Below are 22,635 nucleotides of genomic sequence, written 5' to 3' on the forward strand. Positions count from 1 at the left end.
AATGAAAAAGAAAGTATTTCTATTCGCTTCCGTCCTAGTACTGTTGGCGCTTGCTTCAGCCCCATATCTTAGATCCGTAGAAACGGAAGAATTAACTTCCGAAATCAGAAGTAAAGTGGAAGGAAAGTTCGTGCGCCTCTCTAAGGGGCTGACTCATTATCGGATTTCCGGTTCGGAAAACGGTAAATTGGTAGTTTTAGTTCACGGATTTACAACGCCGTATTTTATTTGGGACTCGACGACGGACGCGTTGGAACGGGCCGGTTACAGGGTTCTTCGATTCGATCTATACGGGAGAGGTTACTCGGATCGACCGAACACAATCTACGATATTCCACTGTTTCAAACCCAGTTAGAGGAACTCCTATCCGCATTAAAGATTTCCGATCCGTTCGATATAATCGGTCTTTCTATGGGAGGACCCATTTGCGCGAGTTTCGTGAGTAAAAATTCCGAGCGTGTTAGAAAAGTCGTACTAATAGATCCTTTCTCCGAAAAGGCGAAAATTTTTCCCTTAAACCTCCGTGGGATCGGGGAATACGTATCCGCTTCGATTTTCATCCCCGCCCTACCCGAACGTTTAACCGGAGATTTTTTCAACCCCGAAAGAATTCCCGAAGGCTGGAAAAAGAAGTATCAGGAACAAATGAAATTCAAAGGTTTCGGGTCCGCAATCCTATCCACGCTTAGGAATCTTCTTTCTATCGACCCGAAACCCGTTTATGAACGTTTGGCCGAAACAAAAAAACCGGTATTGTTGATTTGGGGGGAAGAAGATCGAACGACTCCTCTTGCCACCGGTTCTTACGTGAAAGAGCTACTAAAACCCACTTTCTTATTAGTGCCTAAATCAGGTCATCTTCCGCATATCGAGCGTCCGGAAATCGTTTTTCCGGAATTGATAAGCTTTCTTTCAAAGTAAGAAATAAATTACGCTTTTCTGGGTAGAGAGATGCGTTTCCAATCGAGTTATTCGAAAAATTTAGTTCTTAGCTTAATACTTAGCTAAGGTAGAATCGACATCATCGGAATATCTCAGAATCCCGCCTTCCAGATTAAAAACCTTTGCATAGCCTGCCGATTTCAAAAACGCGCAGGCACTTCCGGACCGTCCGCCCGATCGGCAATACACAATGATATCTTTCCCGGATTGCTTCCATGGTTCTAGCTCCGCTATATGAGCCGGGAGATCGGTTACCGGAATCAATAAATCCGTTCCTTCGATCAGGCATATTTCCTGTTCGTTCGGATTACGCACATCCAAAAGATAAAAATCATCGTCTCCCGATTTGCGGGCATCTAGTCTTGTTTTCAGCTCTTTTGGAATCATTGCATTTGCTCCTAAATTCGAAAAAGATTATGCGATTGCGGAAAGCTCTTCCAATTCCAATTGCAAGCTTTCCCATTGTTCGGTTAAACGACCGATTTCGAGTTTCGTTTGATTATAAGTGTCTAATTCCAATTGGTAACTACGATTTTTATAAAATTGAGGATCGGCTAATAGTTCCTCGGAATTAGATTTATTTTTTTCTAATAAAGCTATTTTTGATTCGATTTGTTCGATTTCTTTCTGAATTTTTTTAACCCGATTTTTATCCGCGTTTCTCTGCGAGCGGGTTTTATCCTTCGATTCGTTCGATAGCGAAGATTCTTGCGGTTTGTTGATCCCGCCCTCCGACTGTAAGTCTTCGGGCGGGAATCTGAGATAATCCGCAAAACTAGTATTCAGATCCCGAATTTTACCGCCCGAAACGGAAATCGTACGGTTGCAGAGATCTTTTAAAAATTCGGGGTCATGCGAGATTACGAGCACTGCGCCTGGATAAGCCTGCAAGGCTCGCTTCAAGTTATCTCTAACGACCAAATCCAAATGATTCGTCGGCTCGTCCAAAAAGAGACAATTAGATCCGAACTTTACCAGCAAGGCTAATCTCAGTCGACTCTGTTCACCCCCGGAAAGTAAGCCGACTTTCTTATAAACCCGATCGTCCGAAAAAGAAAAATACCCTAATAGACTTCTAGCCTCTACTTCGGACATATCCGGATAGACGGAAAGGACGGTTTCCAAAAGCGATTTATCCGGATCCAAATCCTCATGATGGTTTTGGGAAAAATATCCGATTTTGGTCTTTGGGCCAAAGGTTATGGTGCCGTCGGATAATTTATGAATCCCTAATATGCATCTCAAAAAAGTGGATTTCCCGGCGCCATTCGGTCCGATAACCGCGATCTTATCCCCGGTGGATACGTGCAGCTCGGCTCCCTCGAAAATATAGGGCCTCTTACCGTCGTAAGAAAAATCGGCATCCTCGACTCGAAATGCCATGTTGCCGCAAGGAATATAATTGAAAGTATAATCCGTTTTCGAATTCCAAAAGGAATCTTCGGGAGCTTCCACCTTCTCCCTTTTTTCAAGCTTCTTAATAACGCTTTGAACCGCCCTTGCCTTGGTGGCTTTCGCACGAAACCTTTCGACCCATTCGGTTCTTTTTTTTAGATAAGCTTCTTCTTTTTGGAATTGCACGCGGAGCTTTTCTAAAAGTTCGTTTTTATGCTCGAAGTAATCTTCCAAAGTCCCCTTAAATTCGAGCACACCCGAAGGATTTAACTCCGCAATCGTATCCGTGGTCGCGTTTAAAAATTCGGGATCGTGGGTAACCAGAACGAAGGATCGATTCGTGGTTCTAAGATATTCTCCCAGCCATTCCTTGGACGCATGATCCAAATGGTTCGTCGGTTCGTCCAAAAGAAGAAGGTTTCCGGGGTTTAGAATCGCGATCGCCAATCCGAGTCTATGTTGATAGCCGGGAGAGAACTCTCGCACCTTGCGTTCCATTTGTTCGTTAGAAAAGCCTAATCCACCTATGATTTTGCGGGCCCTAGCTTCCAACTCATGAACCCCGTACGTAAATGCGTATTCTTCCAGGGAGCTTTGCTCTTCTAATAGATTATTAAATTCGGGAGAGTCATGATCCGTAGAGTCCATACGGGAATGAATATCGCGGGAACGGATTACATATTCGTTATAATGTTTATGGCGCGTTAACGCCGTTTCGATGACGGATACTTCGAAATCGAAATCCGGGATTTGCTGGAAAAGGGAAATTTCGGTATGCTTGGATCTGCTTACGATTCCTTCTTCGGGAATAAGATCGCCTTCCGCCATACGGAACAAAGTGGATTTTCCGGAACCGTTCGGTCCGACAAGAGCGACCTTGGAACCGGGTTTAATATGCCAGGAAAATTTATCAAAGAGGGTAGAACTACCGAACCTGTGCTTGATATCTATAAACTGTAGCATGGTTCTTACGTAAGGCAGGGAGGAGAAGGCTTCCGTCTTTTAGACGGAAGCCTTTAGGTTCAAGACTAGTAGTGCTTACTTCTTTTTGGCGAGTAATTCTTCTTTTCTCGCTTTAAGATGTTGTACGTACTTGCTCGTTTCCCCATTCATCTTCTCGACGGCGTCCTTAAGAGCTTGGTCAAGCTCCTGAACGGACATCTTGTTGATCTTTTTGTTCTTTTTTTCGGCAGTCTCTTCAGACATAGGTACCTTCCGATGCGTTCGTAATACCAAAATTTTCAGAATAGGCCGCTTCGACAACCTCTTTTACTTGGAACAATCCGTCTCTGATTCGGTTGCCTCCCGCAAAAATGGGTAGAAGCCGTTTGCAGTCACTACGATACTCCCTGGAATATATGGTTTACTCATTCTTCGCTACTAAACCCGGAATCGGCCCCTTACTGATAAGAATGGGTCTGGCCATCTGCATCTTCCCTCATGGAGCCCAAAAGGCCGTGGGCTGGTTTGAAGGTTCCGGCTTCGAAGTAGCGATGGATTACTTTACGAATACCCTGGGATTTCCTTATTTCATGGGTGTGCTGGCGATCGTATTCGAATTTACCGGTTCGATCTGTATTAGCGTGGGCTTTCTCACTCGTCTTTGGGCTCTAGGAATCGGCATAACATTGAGTGTCGCAGGACTGACCCATATGGATCACGGTTTTTTTATGAATTGGTTCGGAGATAAAGGAGGCGAGGGATTCGAGTATCATATCCTTGCAGCTTCGATGGCCTTTTCCTTAGTCATAAGCGGCGGGGGTTCCTATTCTATCGACAGACCCATTGCGCACCAGCTGCTATAATCGTTTGAAAACGAGTTCGTCTTTTGGACCAAAATTTTTTCAAACCGGAAGCCGTTACCGCAAAAAAACCCGGAAGCGTTTCCGCATCCGGGTCTTACTCCGCTAAAGAACGGGAAAAATCTATATTAGTACCGAATCGTTTCCACCACGGCTTCGTCTAGTATGTAAGATCCTTTTAGGGTTTGGATAATCAGCTTACCTTTTTTCTGAGAAACGACCACTCCGCGGAGTTCACGTCCATCTTTCAAAATGATTTGCTCGATATTCTTATCATACATTTGGCTCAACTCCGCTTCGGTCTTAGCAGACTTGAGATTTCTCGTAGTCTCCATAACTTCTTTGTCTAATGCATTTAGGTTCTTACGCATTTCAGTGTATTCCGGAAGAACTTTCTTACTGCGATCCGTGTCTTCATAATAGGTGGCTTTCTGAACCGTGACAACCACTAACCCGCCGACGTTCAAGACTTTCTGCGCTTCATCGTTTACCAAAGGTGTGACTTCGACGGCTCCGTCAGCAACGTAAACGGAAGATTCTTCGGAATTTGCATCTACTTCAAACGACGTACCACGAACGGCCGCTACGACAGTCGGGGTGTCGACTACGAAGTTTGCATTCTTCTTTTCTTTCTCCACCAAGCTCAAAATTCTACCCGACAGAAGGGAGAGTTTTACTTGAGAAGCTTCCGTCTCACGCATTCCTTTTAACAATAAAGTCGATTTTTCCTTAAGGCGAATGATACTAGAATCGGTGAGTCCTATATCTACCGATCCTCCCGAACCCGTAACGATTCGATCCCCTTCGGTCAAAATATCGCCCAGATGAATCGGAGCTTCTACATCACGAACGACTTTCGCATCCCCTTTTACAAACACCACTGCGGCTTTCAGAATTGCTCCTTCTACGACCGGTGCTTGTGATTTGGAAAATTTGAAATATCCGCCTATACCAATACCAACTAAGAGAACTGCTGCCGCTGCGATCCAAAAGACGCGACGACTCGATTTAGGAAGTTCCACTATATTACTCTTATTTGAGGTTTCCACAACGACTGCCTCCACTTCAAAGCGGGGAGACTTTCCAATCCACGAAGGATCGAAGTCGGGGAGTTTAGAAACGGCACGAGTCCTTTTGAGGAACTCGGCATAGGGTTCGAATTCAGGTGTCATCCCATTCATCCTCTTTCTCCGTTTCTATCTTCAGGTTCCCGCTCTTCGAGCGTTTCTCCCGCTTTCAGTTGGACCAACAAACTGGAGAGAATTTCGTTGCTCGTTTTTTTAGGATCATGCTCTTTTCTGACGAAATTAATCACTTGTGCGAAAATCTAAAAAGACCGTTTCTCAATTTTTTAAGAAGGATTCAGGTTGAAATCCCCTCCGTTTCCCTTCTTGCAATATCGCTTTTTCCGCCCTTTCCAGCAACCGGGAAACGCCGGATACCGAAAGTTCCAGAACCTGAGCGATCTCTTCCAGCTTGCACCCCTGCGAATAACGGAGGTCTAACGCAGTTTTCTGGTCCTCCGGTAAAATCTCAAAAAGGATGGAAAGCATATTTGCCAGATCCTGGGCAGCCATTTCATCCAAAACCTGGCCTTCCGGACCTTGGGTTTTCGAGTCGAAAACCGTCCCCGTCTCTTCTCCGACCAAAGAAACGTTCTTTTGATAGTAAGATTTGCCATGGTTAATCATTAAATTTCGGGCAATTCTAAAAAGAATCATCCGAGCGATCTGTTCCTCGGGAAGAACCTTACCGGAATAATGCTTAAAGAAGTTCAAAAACGTGTCTTGCAAAAGGTCTAAGGCTGTCGACTCATCCCTCACCGAGCGCCGAATAAAGGAGAACAAATGATCCTTATTCTTATTGTATAATTTTTCGAAAAATAAGGGTTCCGACACGGTAGAATGAAAGTTTTTTCCTGGTTCCGTTTTTTCAAGTAAATTAGGTTTTTTCTTGAAGAAAGATATTGCCTAGAAAATCTCGAATCGATGAGTTTTAACCTATCGGAAGGATTATTTCCGGGTAATCATACCGCTCGCTTTACGCTCCTGCGTCGGATTATTCTATTCTTCCTTATCTTTCTGTCGTCTAGCACGATCTTCAGTGCGACTTTAACGCTTAAAAACGGGAAAGTTCTCCAAGGAAAAGTGATAAACCAAACGCGGACGGATGTGCAGATGGAAGTCGGGGGGAAAGTTCTCACCATCCCAAAAACGGAAATACAAGAACTTCGTTTAAAAGACGAACCTAAACAAGAGCCCAAGAAGGTAGAAATTCCTAAAACCGTAGAACAAGCGCAGGTCAAGGAAGAGCCGATCCAACCGGGAAAGCAAAGATGGTGGCAAAAACCTCGCTGGAATTATCCTTTAAGTTCGGCGGCGGTGCCCGGATGGGGCCTATGGAAAGCGGATAAGAAATGGCAAGGAGTGGCCACCTTTGCCGCGGTACTCGGTCTGGCTTATTATAGTACGAAAACGAACGGCGAGTTTCATTCGGCCAAATCCGCCTATCAAAACAAAGTATACGAATATCTAGTCATTTCGCAAAACGATCCAAACTTAAATCCACCCTCGGCAACTCTCGTTCGAGTTTTAGTAGGCTCGGCATATTCAGGCGGTGCATTTAAACATTACCAAAGCGCGAGTACTCTCTCCAACGATGCCCTCCTCGCTTTCGGAGTCGCGTATGGATTGCAGATATTATATTCCTATTATTTAGGAGTTCAAAAGGAGAAGCTATTAGCCGGAGATCAACATCCGGACGGAATTCGCTTCAGCATAAGTCCCGCCTATCGTCCCTTCTCCTCGGGTGGAAATGCATTGGGCTGGAATACCGAGCTGGCCTACGCCTGGAAATTCTGAATCGAAGACGACGAATTTTGTCGAAATAATTTTTCCTATTTAAAAAAAAACGAATCTACTTGATTCGTTTCGATTCTAAATTCAATTTCTGACTAACTCTTTCGCCTTCCCGTGAAAACCCCCGAAAAAGGATCGGCACTTTACTATTTCGTTGATTCCTTACACTCCGTTTTCCAAAGCATGATCCCCGACTGATCGGAAGTTTTTGCCGAATTACATTCTTGGAAAGAACTATAGGTTCCTAGCGTTACGTACTCCCGAGAAGAATAGAGCCACAAAACCCAAAGCCCGAAAATGAGATAAAAAGTTCTCATAAAAAAACCTCCTTTCGAATACCGTCGCAAGACGAGCACCGCCCAAGCTGGATTCGATAAAAAATCCGGACCGATCGTGGCCGGAAATCCTCGCCGCGGCTGCGATCTTGTCACAAATAATCGGGATTCTTAAAATGATTTCCGCATTTTCGGCCGAACTTTTATCAACGACATTTCCGATCAATTGGCCGAACACGTTTTACGGTTATATAATTCCCGCTTAACGAAAATTTAAAGAGGAAGTATATTACCGAATTATAGATTCATAATTATTACAATGCAATTAAAAATTAAAAATCTCTTAATAAATAAAGTCGAGTGAATGATAAACGAATTCCTATTTACGGAAAAAATTCTTCTCCGATCGCAGTTTTCATTAAAAGAGAATTCATCTTATTTAATATATTTAAAAAAAACATAATCCCTTCCGCAAGCTCTATCTTTGGACTTTTTGATGATGGAATCCGGAACATTCTATCATCACCCAAGGGATAGTAAGTCCGAATGTTTTCGTTTTAAATCCAACTAAATTCTTCGAACGGACCCTCGATTTAGCCTTCCGTAAAAAATTGGAACGTATTTCAGGTTCTAATTTTTATTCGAGCCATTGGATTCGCTTACTTTCCCTCGTCGAATTCCATTATATGACGGCGGCCGATCACTTACAAAGCGTCACTCCGATAACGTATGAAAGAGGTTCCTATATCTTTCGAGAAGGGGACCTACCGAACGGAAACATGTATTTTCTTTTTCAGGGTCAGTTAAGAGTTTCAAAAAGACGCGACCTGAATCAGGAACATCCCATTAAAAATCTGTCCCCCGGCGAATTCTTCGGCGAGATATCCCTGATCTCCGGCAAACAAAGAACCATGTCGGTACAAGTAATTTCACCGACTGCGAAAGTGGGAATATTGAATAAAGCGGTTTTCAATAAGTTGGAACAAACCAATCCGCAATTTTTGCTTCTGCTGCTCAAGAACACGATCGAAAAACTAAACCGGGCCGAAGGAAAACTCGAATCGCTGTATTCCGAGATACATCGGCGAAATGAGGAACAACGCGTAGAAGAAACGTCTGCGCCGAGTTCGGAACTCCCCCGGGAGGAAATTCCGTCCGAAGAACTGTCCGGGAAGAAAGAAGAGAACACTTCCAAGCCGAAGCCGAGCGTTGCAGCGATTAATACGAAATCCGAAAAAGAGAGCGTCGCATGAGCATAAACATATTAGAATTCATTAATAATATTTCCATTAAGACTTATTTAGCCGGAGAAAACGTATTCGAAGAGAAGGATATCTCGACGGGCATGATGTATTTTCTGTTTTATGGAGAATTAGAGATCCGCAAAACATACGACGGCGAAGCGAGGGTCATTCGCAAACTGACTGCCGGCTCCTTTTTCGGCGAAATGGCGTTGATCAGCAAAATTCCCAGAACTGCCGGCGCGACGGTCATTTCGGAAAAGGCAAAGATCGGAAGTCTCGATAAGGATATGTTTCATAAAATCGGACAGACAAATCCGAAATTCTTTTCAATACTGCTAAGTACTATGATCGAGAGATTGGTTTCCGTCGAGGAAGAGATCGGTAAGTTAAGTTCCCTCTCTTCGATTAACTTGGAAGAAATCAAACCGAGAGTGGACGTTTGATCCCTCTCGGGGAGAATTTTCTAAGCGATTTTCTTTCTTGTAGCGGGAGCGAGTGCTTTTGATTGCACCTTCCTTTTTAAATGGAGTTCCAGCAAATAACTAAATAAAAAGCATCTAGATACTCCGTGCCAACGCGCTAAATTTCCGAGCCTCGTCCAATCGCTTCCGTCCGGTCGAAAATTGATGCGATTCCAACCTGCGCCCGATTCGTGGCGTTTTCGCTGATAGAGGAGCATAAACGAACCCGAATTCAATTTATCAGCCTTCTCCAAATGGGCGCCGTAAATCGTAAGAAGTTCGTTTAAACAACGCGCTAGTGACCGCTCCCCTTTCCATTTTTTCCGAAACCGATCGCATAGCTCCTCCGAAATTAGGAGCGTACAATGCGGGAACTCCCCGCGAGAAGACTTTGCTCGAAGCGAAACGACTTTCGGAATCGCTTTCTTGTTTTCGTAGATTAATTTCAGTTTCATAATCATATACGTGGATCGGAACTCTCCCGTCGGTCGTATTTTTTCATCCTACCAAAGCTATCTTTTTCGAAAAACGGCACCGAATTGAAACGAATACGAAGTCTTTTTTATTTTTCACAATTGTCGCGAAATCTAATATAAGTAAGAATCCGGAGGGTTAGAATGACCGAGGAAAAAAAACTGGAATATGCTACGATAGGAGGCGGTTGCTTTTGGTGTGTCGAAGCGGTTTATCAGCTAATCGACGGCGTGGAATCGATCGTTTCCGGTTATGCGGGAGGCTCGGACCCTTTGCCGAATTACAAATCCGTATGTACAGGGCTCACGGGACACGCGGAAGTGATTCGCATCGGTTTTGATCCCGAGCGAATTTCATTTTCCGATATACTGAGCGTTTTTTGGGAAGCCCACGATCCGACTACGAGAAACCGCCAAGGAAATGACGAAGGTACTCAATATCGAAGTATCATTCTCTTTGAAACTCCGGAGCAGAAAAAAATCGCCGAGGAATCTAGGAAAAAGGCCCAGTCGCATTTCAAAGATCCGATAGTAACCGAAATCATCTCGATGGAAAAGTTTTTTCCCGCTGAAAACTACCATCAAAATTATTTTCGCACGAATCCTAATCAGCCTTATTGCCATTATGTAATTCGGCCTAAAATTGAAAAATTTCTAAAAAAGAAAGGGTTAGAATAGGGAGAAAAATATCGGTTAGCGGAACATGAAAGGAATCTCTAAACGAAATCGCCGGACGAATTTATAGGTAAGCGAACATAGAAAGTAGTACCTTCCGAAGAGGACTCGAAACGAATCGAACCGTTATGATTCTCGACGATACGCCGAGCGATATCCAACCCTAAACCGGACCCTTCGCCCTGGGATTTCGTAGTAAAGAAAGGTTCGAAAATGCGATCGGCGATTGAATCCGCAATCCCGGGACCGGAATCGGAAATTCTTACTTCAGCTTCGTAATCGCCTATTCTATAAATTTCAAGTTTTAAAACTCCTTTAAAGTTCATCGCTTGCGCTGCATTATAAATTAAGTTCGTCCAAACATGAAGCAAATCATCCGGATACGCTTGGATAGGAGGAATAGCGCTATAATCTTTTTTGATTTCGACGCCTGTCTTAAGTTGATTATGATAAATCGTTAAAACCGTATCCAGGCTTTCGTAAAGATGCACCGCAGTTTTAATTCCTCCGGAACGGAAATGGGAAAAATTCTTAAGCGCATATACGATCTTCGACGTTCGATCGACAGACATTTCGATTAACCGACAGCTTCTAGCGGCTTGAATTTCATCTAGCGCATACATCAACAATTCCCTAGAATGTCTTCCGGTAAACAAGCGAGGAAAATCCGAAAGAGCGTTTTCAAGGCCCGCCTCCACCAATTCTTCGGCAAGAGACCTAGCTCCTTCGATTCCTAATTCCTTTAAATTGGCTTCCAAAACCTTGGTTCTTTCCCGCGCCTCCTTCGGAGATAATAACTCCTGGTTATAATGACCTTTACGTAAAAGGGAATACAAGTCATCCCTAGCCTTTTCCTGTAAGCCCTGTAGGATTACGAATGCCTCTTCCATACGTTGCATAGACCGAGAAAAATAACTCCGGATCGTTTCGTTAGAAGCGCTGATGACGCCGATCGGATTATTAATTTCATGCGCAATTCCCGCCACCAATTGGCCTAAGGCCGCCATTTTTTCGGATAGAACCAATTGGTTTTGCGTTCTTTTTAAATTTTGTAACGTTTCTTCTAATTCTTTTTTCTGCTCTTCGATAAGCTTATTCTGCTCCGAAATCTCACGGTTTAAAATTCGAAGATCTTCGGCTTCCTTTCTTTCCGCAGTATCTTGAACGACGTTGATCATGCTCGGTTCACCGTCGATAACGACAAGTCTTGTTGAAAATACCGAATGCACGATCTGCCCTTTCTTGGTTCGAAACAACGTCTCCGCATTTAAGAGAATTCCGTCTCTCTTTATCGTTTCCGTAAATCCGACCCGATCCGTCGGATTTACCCAGAGTCGAATATCGAAAGCGGTTCTCCCGATGACTTCCTCCCTTGTAAAACCGAAGAGACGAGTAAATCCTTCGTTGATATCGAAGTATTTCCCGTCTGAAACTCGGGAAATCGAAATAGCATACGGGCTCAATTGAAATATTTTTGCAAAAAGTTCCTGACTCGTCCTTAACTTTTCCTGGGAAAGGTATTTGTCCGTTATATCCTGACCCGTACCGAAGCCTACGATCGAATCCCTAAATTTTCCCTTTACCTGAATGAATCGTGGATTACCGTCAAACCGGATAGCTTGATAAACGAAATCAACGGAGAATGTAGGATCATTCTTATTTTCTAAACTTTCCTTCAAGATATCGCGTAGTTTATCGCGGTCTTCTGCCACGACATGCGATTCTAAAAACGAATCGAACGATAACGTCTTCGATTCGCGGGCATCTTCCTTGCCGAGAAGAATTAAATATTCCTTAGTCAAAGTCAGCTCTAACGTTTCGGTATTAAGCGTCCAACCGCCGACTTTCGCGTAAAGCTGGACCTCCGACAGCTCCTCCCTCATCTTGCGGAATCCGATAAGAGCAAATCGCATAAGTATTGCTACCATGAAAAAGCCGATGGATACGCCGAGAAGTACTGCTTTATTCGAATTCGCTCGAAAAACCGGCTCTATAATGTTATTCTCATTCAGATAAATGCTTAATGAGCCCGCAAGAATGGACAATACCATATAGGTCATCGCGGCGATATTCCCGAGAACTAAAGCGGAGAAGACGATCAAGACCATGCAGAAAGAAAACGCGATCGATTGAACTCCCCCTTCTCGAAGCATTATGAAAAACAAAAGTAGCCACTGAAGACCGACCAAAAAATGTGCGGCCGCTTTTAGTTTTCCTTTTTTTGCCAGAATATGGCTAATGAGGACCGCCAAAGGAATCAAATATACGGAAAGGTATGTCGACTTAGGTTTTTCGGATAAAATAGGATGCAAGATCCGAAATACGACCATTACGCCCAAGCAAACGCCCATTAAACCGTAAAGTAGCCGAACAGATGCATCTTTTTGAGCGTCGGAAAAAACCGGTGGCCGTAAAAACTCGAGTATTCGATTCATAATCAAAACGGGTATCGGGCATTCCATATGCCCGTCGCATAAGGAGAAAGAAAAGCTTGATTTGACGAAATAAAAAATTTTCTTTTCATAACGGAATTTCTTCGAAACTTTTTATCACTTTATAGAAATTGATTAGGATAAGCGTTACTAAGAATCAAGGAACGGTCAAAAAATCTTGAAATTTCCGTAGTAATGGCAAAGGTATCTCATTAATCGAAGATGAGCGCATTCAAAACGATATTTCCAGCACCTTTCCGAATTCACCGCTTATTAGAAATGTTAAGTGTAGTCGCGTTACGGAGGACAGAAGACTGAGGACAGACATTGGTAAGCCGGGTTTCCATGTTCTGGAGAAAGATTCCTGAGTTACAGGGGATCTTTCCTCTACTTCTGCAACTTTTCCAACTTCGAGCAGCTTCAGTCGTCTGTCCTCTGTCTTCTGTCTTCTGGGAGACAGAACATTGGCGAGCCGGGTTTCCATGCTCTAGAGAAAGATTCTTTCGTTATAGTAGATCGGTCCTCTACCTCCATTACTTTTCCAACCTATAGCAGCTTCTGTCTAGCGTGAGCAGAGTGAACGCGTCTGTCTTCAGTCCTCTGTCTTCTGGGAGACAGAACATTGGTAAGCCGGGTTTCCATGTTCTAGAGAAAGATTCTTTCGTTATAGTAGATCGGTCCTCTACCCCCATTACTTTTCCAACCTATAGCAGCTTCTGTCTAGCGTGAGCAGAGCGAACGCGTCTGTCTTCAGTCCTCTGTCTTCTGTTTGTACCACATTTTATAAGAGAGAATCGGAACATTCGAAGAAAAATTCAAAAACCCGAAAGATTCAAAATTATCAATTTTTCCTTGATTCTCTTCCTGGAAAAAAGAGTGTCGATGGGTATGATCCGAAAAGCACTCCTCAGTTTCGTCCTACTTTCGCTATTTGCATCCTGTTCGGCAAATATAGCGTTAAATGGAGAAATTTCTCATCCGAAAACCGCAGATAATTGGAATCTATCAATCGAACACTTTCCTCCGATCGCAGGAACGGCTCTCAAAAAATTCCCCGCTATTATTTGCCATGGCTTCATCGCAAATCGGAAATATTTTAAGATCAACGAAAAGTCATCTTTAGTGGCGAGTCTACAGAAGGAAGGCTATGATGTATGGTTGCTTGATCTGCGAGGAAGACAAGATGCAGGTTCTCCATCCCTATTCTTTGGGGAAAAAACATTCGACTATTCGATCGACGATTATATTAAGCAGGACGTCGATGCCGCAATTAAGCATGTGCTCAACGCGACCGGTAAGGAAAAAGTCAACTGGATCGGGCATAGTATGGGCGGTATGTTATTATATGCTCGCTTGGGGACTTTGGGAGAAAACAGGGTCGCGAATTTAATCACGATCGGTTCACCTATAATCATGGACCCGCCGTCTAGAGCCCTGCAGCTATGGACCAATTTTACTTGGGGACTCTATCTATGGCCGGTGGTTCCGACGGAAACCTGGTCCGGAATTCGCGGTGGAACCGGCATCCCATTCTTACCTAAAAAGAATTTCGAAGAACTCTTTTGGCATGAAAAGAATATAGATCCGAAGATCGTAAGCGGAGTGTTCACTACGTCCATCGCTTCCGTAACTAAAAGGGAAGCAAGGCAAATGGAAAAAGTCATAGAAACGGGTTCATTCAGAACCGAGGACGGGCAGCAAAATTACGCGGACGGCATCGCCAATATTAAAATTCCTACATTAATCATAGGAGGAAGGCGAGATAAACTAGGGTTTACGTATTCCTTGCGCTACGTTTATGACAATATCGGTACTGCTGATAAAACTCTATTCATTGCCTCCAAAGGAAAAGGCCATTCGGACGATTACGGACACACGGATTTATTGGTGGGCAAAAAAGCGGACGAAGACGTATTTCCTGTTCTAGTACGTTGGTTGAATAAAAGAAACTGAACCGGAATCTATTATGAAAATAAAAAATATCTTTATCGTTACTCTATCTTTCGTTTTATTCGCATTTCTCATTTCCTGTACTCGATACGTTCGGATTACTGAGGAAGTATTTACAAAACAGACGGCTGATTTTGGCCCAAACGTCTACCTCACTACGTTTAACCAACCCGATTCCGAATATCCTCCTATTTTAATTCTAGATCCGATTTTGGTGAATAAGAAATCCCTGTATATCGGAGATTATTCGGGACTCATCGGAGTTTTGAACGGAAACGGCTTTACGGTTTGGCTTTTACATTTCGACTCCTATTCAGGAATCAATTTGAAAGATATCGGGGAAAAAATCCTTCCCCAAGCCGTATCACAAATTCAGAAATCTGCGAATCGAAAAGATTATATTCTGGGAGGTGTTTCCCTCGGTGGCCAAACGATCCTGCATTATCTTCACGGAAAAAAAGATCTCGGAATCTATAAAAGCTTCTTTTTAGGAACAGGAATGGATTACAAATTCAACGATAGCTTCCTGGAAGATATGAAGAAAGAAAAACGATTCGGAACGGATTTGACGAATTCCTGCAAAAACAAAGACTCTTTCTGCTCTAGATTCATTTCGTACGACGAGGACGATCCGACGACTCTTTTCACTTATGGAAATCTTTGGAATTATCTCCCGCCGTTGGAGGAAAATCCTAAGAACTGGGCGGAATTCGAATCGTTGGATTTTCCGACTCTCTTTATCGCCGGAAAAATCGACAGTGTTTCTCCCGCTGAATCGATACACCCGGTGTATAGAAGAAAGAAAGGGTCCAGTCAGTTTTTCGAGATCGGTAGGGATAATCGCGGAAGCATCGATTACGATCATCTGTCTCTATTTGCGCATGAAGACGCCGGCCCGGAAATATACCAGCGAATCGCGGATTGGTTAAAGAAAAAGAAAGGAGAATAAAAATCGATCTAAAACTCCTATTTTATCGATGCGGTCACCCTCGGGCCGCATTGATTTCGAATTCGAATCCATCTTGATCGGGAGATCCCGAGCTTTCCGCTGGAGTTCCCTCGTTTCGCGATCTCGCGCCGAATCGCATCGATTCGCTCATCCGTCGGCGGATGAGAGCTTAGAAAATCCGGAATATTCATCGAACTCTCTTCCTTTTCTTTTCTTGCCAGAGTAATCTTAAGTCTTTCGAACCAATGTAGCAATCCTTCCACGGTAATATTCGATTTCTTAAGATTCTCTAAAGCTTCCAGATCGGCTTCCATCTCGAACTCTCGCGAAAACTTTTGACTGAACAAGGCAGCACTCGTTAATTCATAGAACGTATCCATATTTTCAATGAACTCTACGCCTTCGAAACCGGATCCGATCGCTAATGATAAGAATAAAAAATTACCCAGATACCGAATCTCATTCCTTGTCCCGTGTCGTCTACGTACATGAGCCATTTCGTGAGCGATCACGCCGGCCAATTCTTCCGGACTTTCCATCGTGGAAAGTAAATTCGTAAAAATAATAATATTTCCACCGGGCAATGCAAACGCATTCGTGATATTATCCTGAACGACGACAATATCGTAAGTAAACGGATCGGCCGGATCCTTTAATCTTTTTCCGATAGTATCGACCATACGATTTATTTCCGGAGCGGAACAAACATACAAAAATTCCCGAATTTTAGGCGATAATAAAGTCGCTCTGGTCTTATCGTAGCTCAACGGAACAACATGATACAAATAAGATAGAGCGGAATTGTATCCGAATATAACGATAAAAGCGGCAATCGTAAGCGCTCCGATTTTCTGCCAAATCCCGGTGCTCATCCATATTCCGGAGACGATGTCGCCTTTACCTTGTTTGACGATATCGATCAGATTATCGTAGGTAATTTCGGAATAAAAAACTATTATCACAGTAGCATTAGGAGAATTTAAATTTCTTATTTCTAATCTATATTCCGAAGCGAATTTTTCCACGCCAACGATATCCTGACCCGAAAATCGGTATTCTTTCCGATCAGTAACGAAGCATAGGTCATTCTGCTTAACGTTCAGAATTCCTTTTTTCGGAAGCGGAGTTTCTCCGTCGTAAAATAGATCTTCCATCGCCGATTCGATTCCTCGGGTTATCCTAAATTTAGCGGATTAAAATCCGCCGCTATCCTAGAAAACTGGAAATAGAATCGGCTATGCTAGCAATACTCTCCATACCATCGGCAATGGGCGATGCACCCGAGTCGAATTCGGGACGAATTGCGCTTAAATCGGGTTCTACTTCCAATGAAATCGCCTCCATATAAAGCTTTATCCAGATTACCGATACCCAAGGAAAAGCGATCCCTAAAGTTATGATTATTAAAAAATAGGAAAGTAGGATATAGATTAATACATCCTCTCCTTTCAAGTTCGAATCTATTTTGATGCCGTTAAATGTCGTGTGATTCCAGTAATAATTTTGCACGTTGGCCTTAAGCCATGAATAATAGAAACCTAAAGTCGGTATGAATAGTAGAATTCCTTTAAAATAAATCCAAAACAATTCGGAACCCTTACCGTTGAACTTAAAACCGGCGCTTCCGTAATACGAATTATCGGTATAAAATGTCCGTAATCTGATTAAAAACCAGGGAATATAAAATCCGAAACTCAGTACGGAAAAAATTACACCCGGAACGAATATCTTGATCAACTCGATCGGATGACCGGAAAAATGGAATCGTATATTGTTATAGGAGGTCCTACTTAAGAAGAATCGAAAGCTCCCGACTATTACGAACGGTAAAAGGAGCAAAATCACTAAATAAATCGGTATGATAGAAAAGATAAATGCCCACTCGGCCGGAATAAAAAACCCGAGCAGCGTTTTCCAGGCATAATAAACGAGCGCCGCCATCGCAAATAATAATGCCGCTTTTAGGAACCCGATAAATTTCTCCTTACCGGTGGCATGAAAGTCAAATCGCTGATCCATGAAGACAAGATGTCGATTCAAGTATTTTCTGGCACGAACCGTTGCCCAAAAATAATAAATACCTAATGTAGCAATCGTCGCGAGGGCATTGAAAAGATAAATACCGAGAAGATCCCCGCCTTTCCCGTCAAATTTGAGTCGAATATTCCTATGATTTTCCAACCGATCCTCCTAGCGTTTCCAACCTAACTTTTCCAAAACCGCCTTAATATCCTCCCAGACGTCCCGTTTTAAAGGACTATTTTCTCCGCCGTTTCTAATCACATAGCTGGGATGATAGGTCGGCATCACGGGAATCCCGTGAAAATCCCCCCATTTTCCCCTGAGTTTAGTAATTCCCTCCTGAGTTCTAAGGATAAATCGAGTCGAAGGGTTTCCTAACGTAATGATTACCTTGGGTTGGATTATCGTGATCTGGCGCAGTAGATAAGGTGAACACGCTATCGTTTCTTCCTCGTCCGGGGGGCGATCCTTTTCGAATTTTAAATCAACAGTAGGACGGCATTTCGTGATGTTTGCTATAAAAACGCTTTCTCTCGGAACCCCAATCCCTTTTTCGATGATCCTAGTTAGTAGCTCTCCGGCTTTGCCCACAAATGGGCGCCCGGTCAAATCCTCTTGCTTACCGGGGCCTTCTCCGATAAACATGATTTCCGCCGACGGATTTCCCTCCCCAAATACCGTTTGGGTTCGCGTATTATGCAGCTTGCATTTCACACATTTAGAAACTTCTTCGGCGATCAATTTAAGTTGTTCGGCTTTCTCTATCGTATTCATCGGACTCTTAATCGATACGGAGTTCCCGTTATCGTGCAACTACTTTCCGAAAAAGGAGTTGGCGGAAAATAAACGTGTGATCTATCTTTGAAGTTATGCACGGCCATCATCATCACGAAAACCACGGACCGGATCATCACGATGAGCATACCGGGCATTCTCATGGTCTCGCGCCGGACGGTTCCAAGGCTTTTTTCTACGCTTTCATTTTAAACTTCGGCTTCGCAATCATCGAGTTGATCGGCGGTTACATTTCCGACAGTTTGGCGATTCTGTCCGACGCCTTGCACGACTTAGGAGATAGCGGGTTCCTCGCGCTGGCCTGGATCTTCCAAAAAATTGCGGCGAGGCCAAGAACCCAAACGTTCACATTCGGTTATAAACGGTTAGGTCTCTCTGCCGCCTTGGTAAATTCGATCGTGCTCTTAGGTGGATCCGTCGCAATCATAGCATTTGCATTTCCCAGACTTCAAAATCCCGCAAACCCGAACGGTTGGGGGATGCTAGGCCTATCGGTTTTAGGAATCGTCGTAAACGGAGCCGCGTTGCTAAAAATGAAAACCGTGGACGGGATTAACGGCAAAACGGTGGTCCTACATTTACTCGAGGATGTTTTAGGCTGGATTGCCGTTTCGATAGGGAGCATTACACTTTTATTATTTGGATGGAGTTGGGTGGATCCTCTCCTATCTATCTTAATTTCGTTATGGGTCGGAGTACAATCTTTCCGTAATTTAAGAAAGATATTACTTTTACATCTCCAATCGACACCCGAAGGTATCGATACGAAAGAACTCGAAAAACGCATTCTCAGTCTGAGAGGCGTTGAATCCGTTCACGATCTGCATCTTTGGTCTATGGACGGAAACTATCATGTGTTGACACTGCACGTAGGAGTCACCGGGACTTCCATTTCGCACGCTCAAAAACTGAAGGAGAGAATCCGAAAGATTACGAAAGAGTTTCGAATTCCGCATGCTACCGTCGAAGTCGAACCGATCGGCGTCGATTGTCCGTACGAAGAATGCTGAGACCGGAATCGAAATTTCAGAACGTCATTTTATGCTAGACATAATTGGAAAGATTCGAATAAGACCAAATAAACCCTTCCACACTTCTTGACAGGCAGCCAGATCCCGAGATTTTGGTCTGGTATGAACCAAAAGACTGCAAAGCTCATCAAAAAATACGCCGAAGCCAAGGGTATCAGCGAAAAGCAAATTAAACGCGAGTGGTTGGTGTTAAACCAACAACAAAAAGACGCAAAACGCCAGGAAATTCTAAAGGAATTGGTGAAATAAAGGGAAACTTTCTGTCCTTCCTTTTTTTCTCATCGACCTTCGGAGCTTCGAACTGATCGGGAATTCTCCATCGGTTCATTTGCTCAAAATCCCTTCCTTATAAAGCTTCGTAGGCCATACTGATGGAAGAAATTGAATTAACTAAAGAATTTCGCTTTGACGCGGCACATTTTCTCCCGAACGTCCCCCAAGGTCATAAGTGCAGAAGAATGCACGGTCATAGTTTCCGCTTTAAATTGCATTTAAAGGGTACCATCGACCCTGTTACCGGATGGCTAATGGATTTTGCGGAAGTCAGCAAGTTTGTGAAGCCTTTGCTGGACAACTATCTAGATCATTATTTATTAAACGAAATAGAAGGCTTGGAAAATCCAACGAGCGAAAATATCTGCATCTGGCTTTGGGAAAAATTAAAACCCCAGCTACCTCTATTACGCAAAATTACCCTTCATGAAACCTGTACAAGCGCATGTATCTATGAAGGTCCGAGACACGTTGCCTCTAAATAAGGAATGGCTACTAAAAAAGAATCAAACGCCGTTCGGAGAAATTTCTCCCCCGATAAGCCTAAAGCGGTCGTGTTGTTTTCGGGCGGACTAGACTCGACAACCTGCCTTTACCAAGCGATTGAAGACGGCTACTCGCCGATTGCCCTTTCTTTCGATTATGATCAACGCCATAAAGTGGAGCTGAAATCCGCTAAAAAAATTGCGAACCGATTGGGAATCCCTCATTTGATCCAAAAGCTTCAACCGAAGTTTTTTTTAGGTTCATCGCTTACCGAAAAAAAAATAAAAGTCCCAAAGAATAGCCTGGGTAAATCGGGTATTCCGAATACGTATGTACCCGGTCGGAATATTCTTTTTTTATCCTTTGGCGTTTCCCTAGCGGAAGGAATTCACGCGAAACGACTTTATATCGGCGTTAATGCTCTCGACTATTCCGGATATCCTGATTGTCGCCCGGAATTCTTGAAGGCTTATTCCGAAGCGATTCGAATCGGTACAAAGGCAGGCTCGGAAGGGCATCCTTTGGAAATCGCCGCTCCCCTTCAATACTTGGGAAAAAAGGAAATTGTGCTATTGGGAGCCAAGCTAGGAGTTCCCTTTTCGATGACTCATTCCTGTTACGACCCGATCAACGGAAGACCTTGCGGAATATGCGACTCCTGCTTGCTTCGAAAAAAGGGTTTTCAGGAAGCAGGCATCCCGGAAAAGTGAACGAACAGATTTTCCGGGCCCCGGTCTTTTTCTAATTTCCTGCCGGCAGCCCTACCCAAGGAAGCTAATATGGAACAATTCGTAGGCTACCTGACGATTTTCCTCCTCGCAGTGTTCGTAGGATTCGAAGTCATCACCCGTATTCCTCCCCTTTTACACACTCCCTTAATGTCCGGCTCCAACGCGATTTCCGGAATCACGATTATTGGAGCGATTTTAACTCTTCACTCCGTTAATAGTCCCTTGGTTAAGATTCTTGGGTTTATCGCCATAGTCGGAGCTACCATCAACGTTGTCGGCGGTTTCGTAGTAACTCATCGAATGCTCGGAATGTTCAAGAAAAAGGACTAAGATTTAAAAAATGGAAAAAGCGTTTATCAACCTTCTATACTTAATCTCAAGCATCCTATTTATCATCGGGTTGAAATACTTATCTCACCCCAAAACCGCCGTTCGCGGTAACTTTATCGGTGCGATCGGTATGTTCCTCGCGGTAGTCGGAGTATTCATCGAGTACGGAAAAATCGGACAAGAGGATATCATTTGGATCGCTTCCGGCATTCTTGTCGGAACCGTCATCGGAACGTATATCGCGCTTAAAGTAGAAATGACCGGAATGCCGCAACTCGTCGCATTACTGAACGGCTTTGGCGGTTTAGCCTCCTTCTTAGTCGGCGGAAATTCCCTCATGGAAATATTGGAGACGGGTAAAAACGCAGAATTACTTACGAATTACCAGTTTACTATTTCAACTGCTGCAACCGGAATCATCGGTGCAGTGACTTTTACCGGGAGTGTAATCGCATTCGGAAAACTGCAAGGATTAGTTTCCGAAAAATCGGTTCGATATCTAGGTGATCAAATCGTAAAAATATTATTCTTTGCCGGATCCTTATATCTCGGTTACTTGAACGTTACCCAACCGAGAGCCATCGAATGGTATTGGTATGTCGTAATTGTAGGCTCCGTCCTCGGAGTGCTTTTGGTAATGCCGATCGGTGGCGCCGATATGCCGGTAGTAATCGCATTATTAAACTCTTATTCCGGAATCGCGGCTTCCGCAACCGGATTCGTGTTGGGAAATAACGTATTGATCATCGCGGGATCTTTAGTCGGAGCCTCCGGCGTAATTCTGACTCAAATTATGTGCAAAGCGATGAACCGATCGCTTCCGAATGTTCTTTTCGGCGGATTAGGCGGGGCAGTCGCGACGACCGATTCCGGCGATATTTATGCCGGAAAAACGAAAAGCACTTCCGCCGAAGAAGTCGCGATGCTTTTGGATATGGCACAGCGTGTCGTTATCGTTCCAGGCTATGGAATGGCAGTCGCGCAGGCTCAGCACGCTGTTCGAGACCTTTATAACCAACTTACGGATCGCGGAATCGAAGTGGAGTTTGCAATCCATCCTGTTGCGGGAAGGATGCCTGGTCACATGAACGTCCTGCTGGCCGAAGCCGATATCCCTTACGATAAGATGAAGGAAATGGATGAGATCAACCCGACCTTCGATACGGTCGATGTAGTGATTATCAACGGTGCGAACGACGTGGTAAATCCTTTAGCCAAGACCGATCCGAATTCTCCGATTGCGGGGATGCCTATTTTGGACGTAGAAAAAGCAAAAACGATCATCGTAATCAAACGTTCTTTAAGCCCGGGCTTTGCCGGAGTTCCGAACCCTCTGTTCATCCAAGAAAACGCTCTCATGTATTTCCAAGATGGTAAGAAAGCCACTCAAGAAATCGTAACGGCCCTGAAAGACATGTAACAATCGGATAACAAGTTTTTGTTCTTGGTTTTAAAATGGGAGGAGAAATCCTCCCATTTTTGTTTTATTCTCAAAAGTGATAGATCCGGG

At 43.8% G+C, this 22,635-nt stretch carries 24 protein-coding genes; 14 read left to right on the top strand and 10 right to left on the bottom strand.

Translation table 11 applies throughout. The features are described 5' to 3' along the window. Position 1: 1 nt before the first annotated feature. Positions 2–922, top strand: coding sequence for an alpha/beta fold hydrolase (locus LEP1GSC047_RS16655; protein ID WP_010417185.1), 921 nt, complete (start codon positions 2–4; stop codon positions 920–922). A gap of 72 nt (positions 923–994) precedes the next feature. On the opposite strand, the gene LEP1GSC047_RS16660 is transcribed toward LEP1GSC047_RS16655, so the two are convergent. The 3 genes from LEP1GSC047_RS16660 to LEP1GSC047_RS21930 form a co-directional block, all read right to left on the bottom strand. Then, the gene (locus LEP1GSC047_RS16660) at positions 995–1,330 is read right to left on the bottom strand and encodes a rhodanese-like domain-containing protein (RefSeq protein WP_010417183.1); all 336 of its coding nucleotides are present in this window, start codon (positions 1,328–1,330) and stop codon (positions 995–997) included. 27 nt (positions 1,331–1,357) lie between these two features. Further along, complete coding sequence (locus LEP1GSC047_RS16665; RefSeq protein ID WP_020989114.1) at positions 1,358–3,301, bottom strand: ABC-F family ATP-binding cassette domain-containing protein; 1,944 nt, start codon at positions 3,299–3,301, stop codon at positions 1,358–1,360. A gap of 75 nt (positions 3,302–3,376) precedes the next feature. Continuing rightward, the gene (locus tag LEP1GSC047_RS21930; RefSeq protein WP_010417180.1) at positions 3,377–3,544 is read right to left on the bottom strand and encodes a hypothetical protein; all 168 of its coding nucleotides are present in this window, start codon (positions 3,542–3,544) and stop codon (positions 3,377–3,379) included. Positions 3,545–3,696: 152 nt separating this feature from the next. Between LEP1GSC047_RS21930 and LEP1GSC047_RS16670 the strand changes: the two genes are divergently transcribed. After that, positions 3,697–4,143 carry a DoxX family protein gene (locus LEP1GSC047_RS16670; protein WP_020989053.1) on the top strand — a complete coding sequence of 149 codons (447 nt, stop codon included), beginning with the start codon at positions 3,697–3,699 and terminating at the stop codon, positions 4,141–4,143. A gap of 125 nt (positions 4,144–4,268) precedes the next feature. Here LEP1GSC047_RS16670 and LEP1GSC047_RS16675 read toward each other — a convergent pair whose 3' ends face one another. Next, positions 4,269–5,321, bottom strand: coding sequence for a FecR family protein (locus tag LEP1GSC047_RS16675; RefSeq protein ID WP_010417176.1), 1,053 nt, complete (start codon positions 5,319–5,321; stop codon positions 4,269–4,271). Between the two features lie 162 nt (positions 5,322–5,483). Next, the gene (locus LEP1GSC047_RS16680) at positions 5,484–6,038 is read right to left on the bottom strand and encodes an RNA polymerase sigma factor (protein ID WP_010417173.1); all 555 of its coding nucleotides are present in this window, start codon (positions 6,036–6,038) and stop codon (positions 5,484–5,486) included. Between the two features lie 90 nt (positions 6,039–6,128). On the opposite strand from LEP1GSC047_RS16680, the gene LEP1GSC047_RS16685 reads away from it, so the two are divergent. The 3 genes from LEP1GSC047_RS16685 to LEP1GSC047_RS16700 all read left to right on the top strand — a co-directional run bounded on the left by LEP1GSC047_RS16685 (position 6,129) and on the right by LEP1GSC047_RS16700 (position 8,960). Further along, positions 6,129–7,001 carry an LA_0442/LA_0875 N-terminal domain-containing protein gene (locus tag LEP1GSC047_RS16685; protein WP_010417171.1) on the top strand — a complete coding sequence of 291 codons (873 nt, stop codon included), beginning with the start codon at positions 6,129–6,131 and terminating at the stop codon, positions 6,999–7,001. Between the two features lie 958 nt (positions 7,002–7,959). Then, positions 7,960–8,526 (top strand): Crp/Fnr family transcriptional regulator, encoded by a 567-nt coding sequence (locus LEP1GSC047_RS16695; protein WP_039935693.1) that lies wholly within the window; start codon positions 7,960–7,962, stop codon positions 8,524–8,526. Further along, entirely contained in the window at positions 8,523–8,960 is a 438-nt protein-coding gene (locus LEP1GSC047_RS16700; RefSeq protein ID WP_010417166.1) for a Crp/Fnr family transcriptional regulator, read from the top strand. Before LEP1GSC047_RS16695 ends, LEP1GSC047_RS16700 begins: the two co-directional genes overlap by 4 nt. A 20-nt stretch (positions 8,961–8,980) precedes the next feature. On the opposite strand, the gene LEP1GSC047_RS16705 is transcribed toward LEP1GSC047_RS16700, so the two are convergent. Next, entirely contained in the window at positions 8,981–9,433 is a 453-nt protein-coding gene (locus LEP1GSC047_RS16705; RefSeq protein ID WP_039935425.1) for a DUF1564 family protein, read from the bottom strand. A 162-nt stretch (positions 9,434–9,595) separates the two neighbouring features. On the opposite strand from LEP1GSC047_RS16705, the gene msrA reads away from it, so the two are divergent. Further along, a complete protein-coding gene (gene msrA, locus LEP1GSC047_RS16710; protein ID WP_010417162.1) occupies positions 9,596–10,129 on the top strand; it encodes a peptide-methionine (S)-S-oxide reductase MsrA in 534 nt (177 codons plus the stop codon). A gap of 38 nt (positions 10,130–10,167) precedes the next feature. Here msrA and LEP1GSC047_RS16715 read toward each other — a convergent pair whose 3' ends face one another. Further along, complete coding sequence (locus LEP1GSC047_RS16715; protein WP_180993195.1) at positions 10,168–12,561, bottom strand: sensor histidine kinase; 2,394 nt, start codon at positions 12,559–12,561, stop codon at positions 10,168–10,170. A gap of 879 nt (positions 12,562–13,440) precedes the next feature. Between LEP1GSC047_RS16715 and LEP1GSC047_RS16725 the strand changes: the two genes are divergently transcribed. Further along, positions 13,441–14,511 carry an alpha/beta hydrolase gene (locus LEP1GSC047_RS16725; protein ID WP_010417156.1) on the top strand — a complete coding sequence of 357 codons (1,071 nt, stop codon included), beginning with the start codon at positions 13,441–13,443 and terminating at the stop codon, positions 14,509–14,511. Between the two features lie 13 nt (positions 14,512–14,524). Continuing rightward, the gene (locus LEP1GSC047_RS16730; RefSeq protein WP_010417153.1) at positions 14,525–15,457 is read left to right on the top strand and encodes an alpha/beta fold hydrolase; all 933 of its coding nucleotides are present in this window, start codon (positions 14,525–14,527) and stop codon (positions 15,455–15,457) included. A 17-nt stretch (positions 15,458–15,474) separates the two neighbouring features. Here LEP1GSC047_RS16730 and LEP1GSC047_RS16735 read toward each other — a convergent pair whose 3' ends face one another. The 3 genes from LEP1GSC047_RS16735 to LEP1GSC047_RS16745 are packed head-to-tail and all read right to left on the bottom strand — an operon-like array spanning position 15,475 to position 18,253. Next, on the bottom strand, positions 15,475–16,611 hold the full coding sequence (locus tag LEP1GSC047_RS16735) for a M48 family metallopeptidase (RefSeq protein ID WP_010417151.1): 1,137 nt from the start codon (positions 16,609–16,611) through the stop codon (positions 15,475–15,477). Positions 16,612–16,663: 52 nt separating this feature from the next. Further along, the gene (locus LEP1GSC047_RS16740; protein ID WP_010417150.1) at positions 16,664–17,638 is read right to left on the bottom strand and encodes a YjgN family protein; all 975 of its coding nucleotides are present in this window, start codon (positions 17,636–17,638) and stop codon (positions 16,664–16,666) included. 9 nt (positions 17,639–17,647) lie between these two features. Further along, positions 17,648–18,253, bottom strand: a complete 606-nt coding sequence (locus LEP1GSC047_RS16745) for a uracil-DNA glycosylase (protein ID WP_039935697.1) — start codon at positions 18,251–18,253, stop codon at positions 17,648–17,650. Positions 18,254–18,348: 95 nt separating this feature from the next. Between LEP1GSC047_RS16745 and LEP1GSC047_RS16750 the strand changes: the two genes are divergently transcribed. The 6 genes from LEP1GSC047_RS16750 to LEP1GSC047_RS16770 all read left to right on the top strand — a co-directional run bounded on the left by LEP1GSC047_RS16750 (position 18,349) and on the right by LEP1GSC047_RS16770 (position 22,545). Further along, positions 18,349–19,284 carry a cation diffusion facilitator family transporter gene (locus LEP1GSC047_RS16750; protein WP_010417148.1) on the top strand — a complete coding sequence of 312 codons (936 nt, stop codon included), beginning with the start codon at positions 18,349–18,351 and terminating at the stop codon, positions 19,282–19,284. Positions 19,285–19,407: 123 nt separating this feature from the next. Next, positions 19,408–19,554: a hypothetical protein gene (locus tag LEP1GSC047_RS21935; protein ID WP_010417147.1), complete on the top strand. Its 147-nt coding sequence runs from the start codon at positions 19,408–19,410 to the stop codon at positions 19,552–19,554. A 122-nt stretch (positions 19,555–19,676) separates the two neighbouring features. Continuing rightward, positions 19,677–20,063 carry a 6-carboxytetrahydropterin synthase QueD gene (queD, locus tag LEP1GSC047_RS16755; protein WP_010417146.1) on the top strand — a complete coding sequence of 129 codons (387 nt, stop codon included), beginning with the start codon at positions 19,677–19,679 and terminating at the stop codon, positions 20,061–20,063. 3 nt (positions 20,064–20,066) lie between these two features. Continuing rightward, positions 20,067–20,774 carry a 7-cyano-7-deazaguanine synthase QueC gene (gene queC / locus LEP1GSC047_RS16760; protein ID WP_020989215.1) on the top strand — a complete coding sequence of 236 codons (708 nt, stop codon included), beginning with the start codon at positions 20,067–20,069 and terminating at the stop codon, positions 20,772–20,774. 69 nt (positions 20,775–20,843) lie between these two features. Then, a complete protein-coding gene (locus LEP1GSC047_RS16765) occupies positions 20,844–21,125 on the top strand; it encodes an NAD(P) transhydrogenase subunit alpha part 2 (RefSeq protein WP_010417145.1) in 282 nt (93 codons plus the stop codon). A 10-nt stretch (positions 21,126–21,135) separates the two neighbouring features. Continuing rightward, complete coding sequence (locus LEP1GSC047_RS16770; RefSeq protein ID WP_010417144.1) at positions 21,136–22,545, top strand: NAD(P)(+) transhydrogenase (Re/Si-specific) subunit beta; 1,410 nt, start codon at positions 21,136–21,138, stop codon at positions 22,543–22,545. Positions 22,546–22,635 lie beyond the last annotated feature (90 nt).

Source organism: Leptospira inadai serovar Lyme str. 10, from assembly GCF_000243675.2.
Lineage (GTDB): Bacteria > Spirochaetota > Leptospiria > Leptospirales > Leptospiraceae > Leptospira_B > Leptospira_B inadai.